Below are 12,105 nucleotides of genomic sequence, written 5' to 3' on the forward strand. Positions count from 1 at the left end.
TACATTATGTTTGGTCTCTTTCGTAGCTATTTTTCCAATGACCTAGCCATTGATCTAGGTACCGCAAACACCTTAATTTACATGCGCGATAAGGGTATTGTGCTCGATGAGCCCTCGGTTGTTGCAATCCGCCAAGAGGGCGGCCCGAATGCCAAAAAAACCATTTTGGCGGTTGGTCGCGAAGCAAAGAGCATGTTAGGACGAGTGCCAGGAAACATCGAAGCAATTCGTCCCATGAAAGATGGTGTGATTGCAGATTTCACCATCACCGAGCAAATGCTCAAGCAATTTATCAAAATGGTTCATGAGAGCAAACTATTAAAACCTAGCCCTCGAATCATTATCTGTGTGCCTTGCGGCTCGACACAAGTTGAGCGTCGTGCGATTCGTGAATCTGCCTTAGGTGCGGGTGCCTCTCAAGTATTTCTCATTGAAGAGCCAATGGCGGCTGCCATTGGTGCGGGGCTCCCAGTTTCGGAAGCTGCGGGATCCATGGTGGTTGACATTGGTGGCGGAACGACTGAAGTGGGTGTGATGTCCTTAGGTGGTGTTGTTTACAAAGGTTCGGTTCGGGTTGGAGGAGACAAGTTCGATGAAGCAATTACGAATTACATCCGACGGAACTACGGCATGCTCATTGGTGAACAAACGGCTGAAGCAGTTAAAAAAGCGATTGGTTCTGCTTTCCCAGGCACTGAAGTCAAAGAACTAGAAATCAAGGGGCGCAATATCTCGGAGGGGATTCCCCGAAGCTTTACTGTGACCAGCAATGAAATCCTAGAAGCATTAACTGATCCACTTAATCAAATTGTGACTGCGGTAAAAGCAGCCCTTGAGCAAACTCCGCCTGAGCTTGCTGCCGACATTGCGGAACGCGGCATTATGCTAACTGGTGGTGGCGCCTTACTGCGTGACCTCGATCGCCTCTTAATGGAAGAAACTGGCTTGCCAATCCATGTCGCAGAAGATCCCCTGACCTGTGTTGCACGTGGTTGCGGCATTGCATTAGAGCGCATGGATAAATTAGGTGGAGTGTTCTCACAAGAATAGGCGGCTAAACGCCGGAGCGGGCCGTGCACTATAGCGCCCCACCACTTTTCAAGCAAGGCATTCCTGCGCTTGCCAAGTTAATTGCGTGCCTTGTGATTGCTCTGGCACTCATGATTATTGATTTTCAGATCAAGTCGCTGGACTTTATTCGCAACCAAGTCAATATCGTTCTGCGACCGTTTGAGCAGCTGATGCTTCTACCTGGCTCGATGATTTCAGGGGGTAGTGACTATTTAACCAGTCGCAGCACGCTTGAAAAGGAAAATGAGGCTCTCAAATTAAGACAAGCAGAACTCTCGCTGCTAGCCAATCAATCTGCGCTCCTCGCGGTTGAGAATCAAAATCTTCGTAGTCTCTTGGATTTGCAAAAAAAGGTGACGTTTAAAACGGTTCCTGTGGAAATTTTATTTAATCCACCAAACCCCATCTCCCAACGCGTTGTGATTAATCGGGGTGAAAACCAAGGCCTACGATTAGGTTCACCAATTGCCAATGACATGGGCATTCTCGGTCAAGTGGTTCGCCTGTATGACAATTCAGCCGAAGTATCTTTATTGGAAGATCGTGATTTTGCAGTTCCAGTCCTTGTCGCACGCAATGGACTTCGCGCGGCAGTGGTCGGCAGCGGACGTGGTCAGTTATTGCAACTGCGTTACTTACCAGTGGCCAGTGATCTTGAGGTTGGCGACATTCTCCTAACTTCAGGGGTTGATGGTGTATATCCCCCAGGGTTTGCGGTGGCTGTGATTATCAAAATCGAGCGCAATCTCGATCAAAACTCCGCGAATGTCTTTTGCAGTCCGATTGCCGAAGTCAATCGTCATCTCCAGGCGCTTGCCTTAATCTACGACCCGCAGTTCGACGCCAAGCCAGCCTCAAATAGTAGTACGCCATCATCGACCGGTCGACGACAAACGCGACCCAAGGGGCAGCCATGATTGATTACCAAAGCGGCTACATTCTTCGCCCGGTCAAGCTACCTTTTATTTACTTTAGCCTATCCGTCGCCCTGTTATTGAATTTTTTACCCTGGGGCAATCATGCCTGGGTTCCAGACTGGCTCATTATTTGCATTGTGTTTTGGAACATCCATCAGCATCGCTTTGTTGGTGTAATCACAGCATTTGTATTTGGGTTAGTAATGGATATTCATGGCGGGGCCTTGCTCGGAGTTCATGCCTTTAGTTACTCACTGGTGGCGTACATTGCAATTGCCTGGCATCACCGCATTACTGCTTTGCCCGTGACCACCCAAATCCTAAACGTATTTCCTATCTTTGCCTTAGTTTCAATTTTTCCAGTCATTGTGCTTTGGGCTCTAAATGAGCAAATCTATTGGTGGGGTCTAACGAGCCTTATCCAAGCAGCCATTGAGGCCCTGCTTTGGCCACTTGCCAGTTATCTTTTGCTCTTGCCACAGCGACGACCCATTGATGTCGACCCCCATCGACCCCTGTAAGCAGCATGTCCTCAATTAAAAAACCCGATCTCTATTCGTTTCAGGAGCGAGCGCGGATCGCAATGATCTTTGTAGGTATCTGTTTTGGGTTTCTCGTTGTCCGCTTATTTTGGTTACAAATTGTTAGCCACCAGCAATATTCAACCCTTGCTGAGAGCAATCGAATTGCCATTGTCCCAGTCCCCGCCAATCGAGGATTGCTGATTGATCGTAATGGCATTGTGATTGGGCGTAATTATTCAGCACTGACACTAGAGGTTGACGCCTCTCAAATTAAAGGCAACGTCGATGACCTGATTAATCAGCTCTCTGAAATTATTCAGATTGGCCCCAGAGATCGTCGTAACTTTAAGCGCGCCTTGGAAGATTCTCGCAACATGGGCACCTTTCCGCTGCGCTCCATGCTGACTGAGGCAGAGATGGCTCGGTTTCTAGCAAATCGCTATCGCTTTCCTGGCGTCGATGTCAGTGCGCGCAATTTTCGTGAATATCCCTATAACGAATTAGCCTCGCATCTAATTGGCTACATTGGGCGCGTCTCACAAAAAGATAAGGAGCGGATGCAAAACGAACTTGAGACCACGAAAGGCAGTCAAGACCCTTATGCGCTTCAAGGTGCATTCTTGCCTGGTATTCAATACGTCGGGAAGATTGGCATTGAACAAACGTATGAGAGGGTCTTGCGTGGTGTTCCGGGCTACGACGAGGTCGAAATTACCGCGGGCGGCAAGCCTGTGCGCACTCTATCCAGTAGGCCATCCATCCCTGGTAAAAATGTCATTCTCTCAATTGACATTAAGTTGCAAGCTCTGGTTGAACAGCTCTATGGTAAATATCGCGGCGCTTTTGTCGCCATTGAACCTGAGACTGGTGATGTTCTGGCTTTTGTATCGAAACCAAACTTCAATCCCAATGACTTTGTGGAAGGCATTGATCCAGTTACTTGGAAAGAGCTAAACGAGTCAAAGGAAAAGCCGCTCTATAACCGGCCCCTGAAAGGAATTTATCCCCCCGCATCAACCTATAAACCTTTTATGGCATTAGCCGCACTTGAGCTCAACAAACGTAAGGCTGAAGATGCGATTGCTGATCCAGGTTTTTTTACCTTTGGTAATAACACGTTCCGTGACGATAAAGTTGGCGGGCATGGAATGGTTAATATGGAGAAATCCATTGTGGAGTCTTGCGATACCTACTACTACTTGTTAGCGCGCGACATGGGCGTCAACATGATGCACGATTTTATGAAACCCTTGGGCTTTGGTCAGCTCACAGGCATTGATCTCGAAGGTGAAGCAAAAGGGGTGCTACCGTCTACGGAATGGAAAAAGACAGCATTTAAAAAACCCGAACAACAAAAGTGGTTCGAAGGCGAAACGATCTCACTCGGAATTGGTCAAGGCTATAACGCATTCACCATTTTGCAATTAGCACATGGGCTTGCAAATGTACTCAATTATGGTGTGGTCATGAAGCCTCACATTGCAAAAGCAATTGAAGATCCATTCACGCGCCAAAAAGAACTCACGACCCCTAAGGAAAGTTATCGCATTAATCTCAAGCCAGAGAATGTTGAAGTGATTAAAAAAGCGATGGTGGAGGTAAATCGATCGGGAACATCAGCATCTTCATTTCGGAATACGCCATATAGCGTAGGAGGCAAAACAGGCACGGCTCAAGTATTTAGCTTGAATGCAAAAACATATAATCATTCCTCAACGCCTGAGTTCTTACGTGACCATGCTCTATTTGTGGCGTATGCGCCCAATGACAAGCCAAAAATTGCAATTGCGATGATTGTTGAAAATGCAGGTTTTGGTGCCCAGCATGCTGCACCGATTGCTCGTAAAGCGCTTGATTACTATATTGATGGCAAATGGCCTAAGGAGATTCCGGAATGGAAAAGAGTACCTTAGTTCGTCTCAAACCATTACTTTTACGAGCGTTTAGTGGCTTCGATTCTCGCCTGGGCTTTATCTTCTTAGCCCTTGCCTTGATTAGCTTCTTTGTGTTTTTATCGGCTGGCCAAGGAACGACGGTAGCGATTCTCGATCAGGTTCGCAACCTTCTGATTGCCTTTGTGATTATGTGGCTTGTTTCACAGATTCCGCCCAAATGGCTGGAGATGGCTGCGGTTTGGATATACGGCATTGGTATTGCCCTACTAATCGCCGTTGCTATTTTTGGATTAATCAAAAAGGGGGCTAGACGCTGGATTAATGTCGGTATTGTGATTCAGCCATCCGAGATTATGAAGATCGCGGTACCACTCATGCTCGCCTGGTATTTCCAAAAACGCGAGGGGATTCGCTCAGGATTTGATTATCTGGTGGCAGCGCTATTGCTAGCTTTACCGGTATTTTTGATTGCTCGTCAGCCTGATTTAGGAACCTCTCTATTGGTGCTTGCCTCTGGCCTCTACGTCATTATTTTGGCAGGCTTACCTTGGCGCTGGATCATTCCTGTTGTAGTAATTGGCGGAATTGCGACTCTTTTGCTGATTATATTTAGTAGCAGCATTTGTACTCCCGACGTCACTTGGCCATTCATTCGGGAGTATCAAAAAAATAGAGTTTGTACATTGCTAGACCCATCTAGTGATCCACTTGGAAAAGGCTTTCATACCATTCAGGCAGTCATTGCGGTTGGCTCCGGTGGGTTTTTTGGGAAAGGCTGGCGCGAAGGAACTCAGTCCCATTTGGAGTTTATTCCTGAAAAACATACTGACTTTGTTTTTGCTGTTTTTGCTGAAGAGTTTGGATTTCTTGGCAATATTCTTTTGATCCTGCTCTTTTTTGCACTGATTAAGCGTGGTCTGGCGATCTCAGTCAATGCGCCTACTTTATTTACGCGCCTCTTGGGAGGTGCCATTAGCATGATCTTTTTCACCTATGCCTTTGTCAATATCGGCATGGTCACTGGGCTCTTACCGGTGGTTGGCGTACCGCTCCCACTCCTTAGCTATGGCGGCACAGCCCTTGTTACGCTTGGGTTTGGGGCTGGTATCTTAATGAGTATCCATCGCCACCGACGACTCGTACAAAGCTAGGTGGCAATAAAAAACCCAGCCGAAGCTGGGTTTATAAGAGATCGCTCTCGATTACTTTTTACGCTTATTAACAGCGTCTTTAAATGCCTTACCAGCAGAAAACTTAACAGTCTTGGAAGCGGCAATTTTGAGAGGCTCACCAGTTTTTGGATTGCGACCCATGCGGGCAGCACGCTTGCCAGAGGCAAATGTTCCAAAACCAATTAATTGCACTGAGTCACCCTTGGTTACTGCTTTGATGATGTGCTCAATAGCAGAATTTAGTGCGTACTCTGCTTTTGCTTTAGAAATCTCGGCATCGTCAGCAATTGCTGCGATTAAGTCTGCTTTATTCAAGTGAAGCTCCTTGTTGATTGTTCATTATGTTGCGCATATGCGCTGACGCAATTGTAAACACAAAATGTTATAAAAATAAATAATCTTTTGAAAAAAATTGGCCGCAGAGCCTTTTAGGATATGACTAATCCAAAACGACCAAGTCAACGACAAAATACTGAGTTTCTGCAAAGCAATTTGTCGGTAAACCAACGTGCTGCTCATACTGCAATGCAACTTTACGCCCCATATTGGCGTTAATCTTATTGACAACGGCATCATCACGCACCGAAAAGAAGAACTTTTCAGACATCGTTCCTGGCATCGAGACCATCGCTAGCTCACCTTCCCAGGTTTTACAAATCCAGCCCCGCTTGGAAAACTTTTGAACATATCCAGCTCGCTCACCCTCCGCATAGCTCCAATGAAGCATTAGATAGGTATAGCCGGCAGTTAAAACGCCGCCAATCAGAACTAAAATAAGAAGTGATCGAAAAAAACGTGCCATATAAGTGACTGAATTAAAAAGCTATCTTACTGGATTCAATTGACTAAAGAGGATGAGTTTATGATGCGCCCCATTACAGCTTCTTATTTATTTAGTGCCTACGCCTTGCTTCTATTTTCAGGTACCTCATTGGCCAACTCGGGTGAGTCGACCTATCAGCAGGTTTGCGCCAGTTGTCATACCCCCGGAGTGGCCGGAGCTCCAAAGCTGGGTGATAAAGCCAAATGGGGGGCGCTCATTAAGGAAGGGCAGGTCCAAATTACGGCCCATGGCTACGTTGGAGTTCGTGGCATGCCCGCAAAGGGGGGGAAACCCGATTTGAGTGTCAGCGATTTTGCGGCATCGGTTGTCTATATGGCCAATCAATCGGGTGCCAGTTGGAAAAATCCAGATGATGCTATGTTGAAGAAAATTGACGCAGAGATCCAACGACGTCTGGCGCAGCTTCGTAAGTAGGGATCGGAATGGAGATTCGTCATAGTATTTTTCTGGTTTTTTTAGGATCAGCCCTGTTTATTTATTTTCGGGGCAAGGTTCGCTTTGGCTTACTACGCTCCCTTACTGATTATGTGGTGTTATTAGCGCCCATTAATACCTTGATTTATTTGTTTTCTAAAGTAGGTCGTAGCCCCTACCTACCTGTTAATGCATTCCCAGAGCTACAGCCCTTAAAAGATCGCTGGCAGATCATCCGGGATGAAGCCTTGGCTCTTCAAGATAGCGGGCAAATTCGTCAAGCAACTGGCTATAACGATATTGGCTTTAATTCTTTTTTTCGTACTGGCTGGAAACGCTTTTATTTATACTGGTACGGCAAAGATCTGCCGTCAGCCGAAGCGGCCTGCCCCCAAACAGTTGCGCTACTTAAATCGATCCCAAGCATCAAGGCTGCCATGTTTGCCTCGCTGCCTCCCGGAGCAAAATTGGTTCGCCATCGCGATCCTTATGCTGGGTCATTACGCTACCATTTGGGGCTCGTGACTCCGAACAGCCCATACTGTTTTATCGATGTCGATGGTGAACCCTACTATTGGAAGGATGGCGAGGCAGTTGTATTTGATGAAACCTACATCCACTTTGCAGCCAATAATACCGACCATCAACGGATTGTCTTGTTTTGCGATATTGAGAGGCCACTCCACACCAAAATGATGCGAGGCTTCAATCGCTGGTTTGGTTTACAAGTAATGAGTGCTGCGGCCTCACAAAACGTTGAGGGTGAATCACTCGGTTTTGTAAATATCCTCTTTACTTATTTTTATCGACTGCGCATGCAGACGAAAAAGCTAAAGGCTTCACACCGCAAGATCTATTACATTGGCAAGTGGGTGTTAATTATTGGCCTAGTTTGGTTGATATTTTGGTGATGGAAAAAATTCGGGTCTCCAAACTACTATCCGAGCGTGGTTTATGTTCGAGACGGGAAGCAGATGCTTATATTGAACAGGGTTTGGTAACCCTTGATGGCGAGATTGTTCAAGAATTAGGTACGCGGGCCTATCGGCACCAAACGATTGAGTTACGATCAGGGGCCAAGCGTCAGCAAGAACAACGCCTCACCATTTTGCTGAATAAGCCAGTAGGCTATATTTCGCATTTAGATGATGAGGGACAATATAAGCCAGCAGCGTCTCTCATCGTCCCCGAAAATCAATATGCGAGCGCGCCCCAGCGAACTGAACGCTCCATCTTTAAAGGCCTCGCCCCTGCCGGACGTCTTGATATTGATTCCTCGGGTCTATTAGTGCTTACCCAAGATGGACGGATCGCAAAGTTGTTAATCGGAGAAGATAGTCCGATCGAAAAGGAGTATCTGGTTCGTGTCAGCGGTAAATTGTCAGACGCGGGTTTGCGCTCTTTGCAGCACGGACTATCGCTAGATGGCAAAGCACTAAAGCCAGCTAAAGTGGGCTGGCAAAACGAAGATCAACTCCGTTTTGTGTTGCGAGAGGGACGCAAACGACAAATTCGTCGAATGTGTGAGCTCGTTGAGCTCAATGTTATTGGTCTAAAACGAATCCGCATTGGTCAGATAACCCTAGGATCACTGCCAAGTGGGCAGTGGCGTATCTTAGGCAAAGAAGAGCGTTTTTAGACCAATACCGGAAAGAGTGTCAATTGCATCGCTCGCTCGCGCACTGGAAGTAATGCTGAGTATTCGGGGCTATTGGCCCAACGCTTTGCGTCTTCTAGACTTGAAAAACTGAGTTCAACAAAGGTATCAAACGGCGCGGCGTATAGCTGGTTCCAAAAAGGATTCTCGCAAACCCCCCTGCGTATTACCTTGCCTCCATAGAGCTCAATGGTTGCGCCAACCTGAGCACGATAGTCATCAAAATCTCGCGGGCTCTGTATTTTAAATATTCCGATGACATGAACGCTCATGACGACCCTTGGCTCATTAACTGTGCATGATATCGATCATGTAGCTCTTGGGGATTAGAGATGCTGGTATGAAGATCTTTGAGCAAGCCGTCATGCAGTCGATAGATACAACCATGAATTGAAATGGTTTGCCCCTTCGCCCAAGCATCTTGCACGATATTGGTTTGTCCAATATTGATGACCTGCTCTAATACATTGAGCTCACAAAGCCGATCTAATCGAGCATTCTCTTCTTTGATAGCACAAAGCTCATGATGATGCTTATCGTGCACATCTTTAATGTGTCGAATCCAGTTATCCGCGATTCCAATACGGGTATTATTCAGCGCGGCAGCAATTCCTGAACAACCATAATGCCCCACCACAATAATATGCTTAACTTTTAAACGATCAATCGCAAATTGAATCACCGATAGGGCATTGAAGTCAGTATGAACGACGATATTGGCGATGTTGCGATGAACAAATACCTCACCAGGCTTGAGCCCGACGATTTGGTTGGCAGGAACACGTGAATCCGAACATCCAATCCACAGATACTCGGGATTTTGCTGATCAACTAATCTTGAAAAATAATCTGGGTCAGCACTCGTCACCGACTCGATCCACTGCCGGTTTTGCTCAAAGAGTCGCTCAAGATCGGGTTTTGAATTATTAATACCCATTTTTATACCTTTGGTGGCTATGGAGTCTAATATACAAGATCTTGTTACTCCTTCATACATACGCCAATGAAGTCATGAGAATTTTTAGAACCCTATTCTGTGGATTTTTTGTACTGTTCACTCAATACGGCTTTGCTCAAGATGGCGATACCGCAGGAGAGCCAGATAATCTCTTAAGACTGAAAACGGATTCCTTTAATTACAGCAAGGAGTCGATTTTGGAGTTATGGGTCTATCAAAATGGATATGGTGATAGCACCCTTAGCGACATTTATCGTCTTCGATTCTATCAACCACTATCGATCAATCACTGGAAAGGCATGATTCGGATTGATACTGCCTATAACTCCACTTGGGGGCCTGAAGCCCCGGGGCAAAGCAGCGGCCAATTTAGTGCGGGCAACACGATGCTTACTGTTTGGGGTATGCCTCCTGATTTTTTCCCCAAGTGGAATCTAAACCTAGGTGGTCGTATTATTTTTCCATTTGGCAATAACGGTCAATGGGCGATTGGCCCACAAGTAAGTGCGTCGTTTGTTCCTCAGTCCTCAAGTAAGTCCTTGCTATCTGACTTTTCACCTTTAGTTCGTTACATGTACGGGTTTGATAGCAAAAATAATTCGTTTGCGGTTAATCCATCGCAGTCGCCGCTATTGCGCACGCTTCAACTGTATCCCACGATTGGATTACAACTCTCCCCTAGCACACAAATTCGTTTTTGGGATGAAAACGGGATTCTGTATAACACCGCGGGTGGTGGTTGGTTTGTACCCTTAGATGCCATGGTGACTCATTCTCTAAACAAACATCTTTTGTTTGCGGTGGGCGCCAGCAAACAGGTGGTGGAAACCTTTCAGGCCTATGATTGGTCTATCTATGGAAAGATATCCTTTCGGTTTTGAGACATGGTGTTGGATGGAGTTAACAATAAAAAACCACCCGAAGGTGGTTTTTTATTAATCGGGGAGCGACGTCTCAAGCTGCGGCCTTACTGCCAGCACCTAAAAACTCAACGATTTTCTTAGCAGTTTCAATATAGCGCTCATTCATTTTGCGATATTGAGCTAATTCCGTCATTAATGGGTTCTCAACCCGCTCAAAGGACGCATCCTCATAACCTGGGTGGTATGGCGCTTCGTCAACAAGCTTGCTATTCATAGATCCTCCAAAAGAAAAAAGTAATTTGATGGAATCAATGTAGCACAGGATATTTCAAAATAAATCTATATAAATCAATTACTTATAGTATTAGCATTACTTCTATATGGGTTTTTAAGAGAGCTTGTTTCATTTTTCAGCACACCATTTCGTATTACGAAATATTGAGTGATTTATTGGTCTACCTCTGAATTGCCCCCAAGCCCTCAACCACCGAATATGGGGCACGGTAGTCAAACGCATTCTTTGCCTTAGCGACGGAGAGGGTGAGTGGATAGCCCATAGTACGCACCGCTTCACGCACAAGCGGAGGATCTCCTTTGAGTGGCAAATAATTCCAGCCATTTTCTGTAAATCGCGCTAAAGGCCAAGCAAGCGATAGTGGGATCGATAGGGTTGGCACTGCATAGCCACTGGCCTGAAGTCGTGCGCTCAGAAATTCGCGCAGATTCAGTTGTTCTTCGTCCCGAATAAAAAACGCTCCGCTAGCAACATTTGCTGTGAGCACTTGCAAGACGGCTTGGCATAAATTTCCGATATAGCAGGTGGAATAAGGATAGCGACCATGACCAAACCAACCAAACTGTCCACGATCTGCGGCAGGTCCGATTTGGCGATCGATGATGTCTCCATTACCCCAAACCAAGGCGGGTCGCAATGCGATGGTAGTAAAACACTCTGATGCGCTCGACATTACTAATTGTTCAGCCTGCGCCTTTGAGTGAGCGTAACGCAATGAATCTTGATAGCAAATTGGCATTTCTTCAGTTGCATCTTCGATCGGCACAGAATCATTGAGAACCACATTTGCACAACTCATGTAAATAAATTTTCCAACGCTCTCTTGAGTTGCGGCCTGAAGCAGTCGTTTCGTTAACTGAATATTCAGATTCTCATAGAGTGATTTGGGGCCCCACAGCCCAACATGGGCCGCACAATGAATCAGGCAGTCGTGACCACGAACTAAGGATTGCAAATCATTCGTCAATAGAAGATCGATTTGGGTCGTGTTGACCCCACGCTGATTTAAAAATTGCGCATCGGCCTCAGATCTGGCGGTGCCACTGATCGAGTAACCCTCCTCCAATAGGCCACTTACTAAATGCCGCCCAATAAATCCCGTGGCGCCAGTGATCAATATTTTCATCTTTGCTATGCTAGCGTAGTTTATTCACATAGAAGATTAATTACTCATGAGTATTTACTGGATCTCGCTTCTTCTCGCTGGCGTCTGCGAAATAGGCTGGCCCTTAAGATTAAAGCTTGCCGACTTCCCCAATATGAAAATTTGGGGCATTGGCATTGCTGTGATTAGTATGGCGCTTAGTGGGGTCCTGCTTTGGTACTCTTTAAAGGAGATTCCGATTGGAACGGCCTATGCCGTTTGGACGTCGATTGGCGCAGTAGGTACGTTTACCCTAGGGGTCTTGGTTTTTGGTGACCCTAATATTCCGATTCGTTGGATTGGTGTTGCACTCATTCTGCTGGGCGTGATCCTGCTAAAAATGGGCTAACG

General features: G+C 46.2%; 16 protein-coding genes. 10 read left to right on the forward strand and 6 right to left on the reverse strand.

Annotated features, from left to right (window positions below):
• The first annotated feature begins 6 nt into the window (after positions 1-6).
• From QUE61_RS09330 to rodA, 5 genes are read left to right on the forward strand one after another with little or no spacing between them, the layout of a single operon-like run.
• Complete coding sequence (locus tag QUE61_RS09330; protein ID WP_286306948.1) at positions 7-1,050, forward strand: rod shape-determining protein; 1,044 nt, start codon at positions 7-9, stop codon at positions 1,048-1,050.
• Positions 1,051-1,073: 23 nt separating this feature from the next.
• Positions 1,074-1,988, forward strand: a complete 915-nt coding sequence (mreC, locus tag QUE61_RS09335) for a rod shape-determining protein MreC (RefSeq protein ID WP_286306949.1) — start codon at positions 1,074-1,076, stop codon at positions 1,986-1,988.
• Complete coding sequence (mreD, locus tag QUE61_RS09340) at positions 1,985-2,509, forward strand: rod shape-determining protein MreD (protein WP_286306950.1); 525 nt, start codon at positions 1,985-1,987, stop codon at positions 2,507-2,509. Before mreC ends, mreD begins: the two co-directional genes overlap by 4 nt.
• 5 nt (positions 2,510-2,514) lie before the next feature.
• The gene (mrdA, locus tag QUE61_RS09345) at positions 2,515-4,425 is read left to right on the forward strand and encodes a penicillin-binding protein 2 (RefSeq protein WP_286306951.1); all 1,911 of its coding nucleotides are present in this window, start codon (positions 2,515-2,517) and stop codon (positions 4,423-4,425) included.
• The gene (gene rodA, locus QUE61_RS09350; RefSeq protein WP_286306952.1) at positions 4,407-5,558 is read left to right on the forward strand and encodes a rod shape-determining protein RodA; all 1,152 of its coding nucleotides are present in this window, start codon (positions 4,407-4,409) and stop codon (positions 5,556-5,558) included. The genes mrdA and rodA overlap by 19 nt, the downstream gene beginning before the upstream one ends.
• A gap of 51 nt (positions 5,559-5,609) precedes the next feature.
• On the opposite strand, the gene QUE61_RS09355 is transcribed toward rodA, so the two are convergent.
• Complete coding sequence (locus QUE61_RS09355) at positions 5,610-5,894, reverse strand: HU family DNA-binding protein (protein ID WP_108509234.1); 285 nt, start codon at positions 5,892-5,894, stop codon at positions 5,610-5,612.
• 124 nt (positions 5,895-6,018) lie between these two features.
• Entirely contained in the window at positions 6,019-6,381 is a 363-nt protein-coding gene (locus QUE61_RS09360; protein ID WP_286306953.1) for a hypothetical protein, read from the reverse strand.
• A 60-nt stretch (positions 6,382-6,441) separates the two neighbouring features.
• Here QUE61_RS09360 and QUE61_RS09365 point away from each other — a divergent pair, with 60 nt between their 5' ends.
• From QUE61_RS09365 to QUE61_RS09375, 3 genes are read left to right on the forward strand one after another with little or no spacing between them, the layout of a single operon-like run.
• Positions 6,442-6,837 carry a c-type cytochrome gene (locus QUE61_RS09365; RefSeq protein WP_286306954.1) on the forward strand — a complete coding sequence of 132 codons (396 nt, stop codon included), beginning with the start codon at positions 6,442-6,444 and terminating at the stop codon, positions 6,835-6,837.
• Positions 6,838-6,851: 14 nt separating this feature from the next.
• Entirely contained in the window at positions 6,852-7,748 is an 897-nt protein-coding gene (locus QUE61_RS09370; protein WP_286308353.1) for an aspartyl/asparaginyl beta-hydroxylase domain-containing protein, read from the forward strand.
• Entirely contained in the window at positions 7,748-8,476 is a 729-nt protein-coding gene (locus QUE61_RS09375) for a pseudouridine synthase (protein WP_286306955.1), read from the forward strand. The genes QUE61_RS09370 and QUE61_RS09375 overlap by 1 nt, the downstream gene beginning before the upstream one ends.
• On the opposite strand, the gene QUE61_RS09380 is transcribed toward QUE61_RS09375, so the two are convergent.
• Together QUE61_RS09380 and can are read right to left on the reverse strand one after the other, a co-directional pair.
• A complete protein-coding gene (locus QUE61_RS09380) occupies positions 8,473-8,766 on the reverse strand; it encodes a DUF1330 domain-containing protein (protein WP_286306956.1) in 294 nt (97 codons plus the stop codon). The two genes, QUE61_RS09375 and QUE61_RS09380, sit on opposite strands and share 4 nt — an antisense overlap.
• A complete protein-coding gene (gene can, locus QUE61_RS09385) occupies positions 8,763-9,431 on the reverse strand; it encodes a carbonate dehydratase (RefSeq protein ID WP_286306957.1) in 669 nt (222 codons plus the stop codon). Before can ends, QUE61_RS09380 begins: the two co-directional genes overlap by 4 nt.
• A 74-nt stretch (positions 9,432-9,505) precedes the next feature.
• On the opposite strand from can, the gene QUE61_RS09390 reads away from it, so the two are divergent.
• Positions 9,506-10,333: a hypothetical protein gene (locus QUE61_RS09390; RefSeq protein ID WP_286306958.1), complete on the forward strand. Its 828-nt coding sequence runs from the start codon at positions 9,506-9,508 to the stop codon at positions 10,331-10,333.
• A 73-nt stretch (positions 10,334-10,406) separates the two neighbouring features.
• On the opposite strand, the gene QUE61_RS09395 is transcribed toward QUE61_RS09390, so the two are convergent.
• Together QUE61_RS09395 and QUE61_RS09400 are read right to left on the reverse strand one after the other, a co-directional pair.
• Positions 10,407-10,589 carry a hypothetical protein gene (locus QUE61_RS09395; protein WP_286306959.1) on the reverse strand — a complete coding sequence of 61 codons (183 nt, stop codon included), beginning with the start codon at positions 10,587-10,589 and terminating at the stop codon, positions 10,407-10,409.
• 181 nt (positions 10,590-10,770) lie between these two features.
• Positions 10,771-11,736 carry an NAD-dependent epimerase/dehydratase family protein gene (locus QUE61_RS09400; RefSeq protein ID WP_286306960.1) on the reverse strand — a complete coding sequence of 322 codons (966 nt, stop codon included), beginning with the start codon at positions 11,734-11,736 and terminating at the stop codon, positions 10,771-10,773.
• Between the two features lie 46 nt (positions 11,737-11,782).
• Between QUE61_RS09400 and QUE61_RS09405 the strand changes: the two genes are divergently transcribed.
• Entirely contained in the window at positions 11,783-12,103 is a 321-nt protein-coding gene (locus QUE61_RS09405) for a DMT family transporter (protein ID WP_286306961.1), read from the forward strand.
• The last annotated feature ends 2 nt before the right edge of the window (positions 12,104-12,105 follow it).

It is taken from the genome of Polynucleobacter sp. HIN5 (genome assembly GCF_030297555.1).
Taxonomy (GTDB): Bacteria; Pseudomonadota; Gammaproteobacteria; order Burkholderiales; family Burkholderiaceae; genus Polynucleobacter.

Bases quoted from the DNA above. Each gene is read 5' to 3' on its own strand.
- QUE61_RS09390 (WP_286306958.1), top strand. From the start codon at position 9,506: ATGAGAATTTTTAGAACCCTATTCTGTGGATTTTTTGTACTGTTCACT.
- QUE61_RS09400 (WP_286306960.1), bottom strand. From the start codon at position 11,736: ATGAAAATATTGATCACTGGCGCCACGGGATTTATTGGGCGGCATTTA.
- QUE61_RS09365 (WP_286306954.1), top strand. From the start codon at position 6,442: ATGATGCGCCCCATTACAGCTTCTTATTTATTTAGTGCCTACGCCTTG.
- QUE61_RS09375 (WP_286306955.1), top strand. From the start codon at position 7,748: ATGGAAAAAATTCGGGTCTCCAAACTACTATCCGAGCGTGGTTTATGT.
- can (WP_286306957.1), bottom strand. From the start codon at position 9,431: ATGGGTATTAATAATTCAAAACCCGATCTTGAGCGACTCTTTGAGCAA.
- rodA (WP_286306952.1), top strand. From the start codon at position 4,407: ATGGAAAAGAGTACCTTAGTTCGTCTCAAACCATTACTTTTACGAGCG.
- mrdA (WP_286306951.1), top strand. From the start codon at position 2,515: ATGTCCTCAATTAAAAAACCCGATCTCTATTCGTTTCAGGAGCGAGCG.
- QUE61_RS09395 (WP_286306959.1), bottom strand. From the start codon at position 10,589: ATGAATAGCAAGCTTGTTGACGAAGCGCCATACCACCCAGGTTATGAG.
- mreD (WP_286306950.1), top strand. From the start codon at position 1,985: ATGATTGATTACCAAAGCGGCTACATTCTTCGCCCGGTCAAGCTACCT.
- QUE61_RS09330 (WP_286306948.1), top strand. From the start codon at position 7: ATGTTTGGTCTCTTTCGTAGCTATTTTTCCAATGACCTAGCCATTGAT.
- QUE61_RS09360 (WP_286306953.1), bottom strand. From the start codon at position 6,381: ATGGCACGTTTTTTTCGATCACTTCTTATTTTAGTTCTGATTGGCGGC.
- QUE61_RS09405 (WP_286306961.1), top strand. From the start codon at position 11,783: ATGAGTATTTACTGGATCTCGCTTCTTCTCGCTGGCGTCTGCGAAATA.
- QUE61_RS09380 (WP_286306956.1), bottom strand. From the start codon at position 8,766: ATGAGCGTTCATGTCATCGGAATATTTAAAATACAGAGCCCGCGAGAT.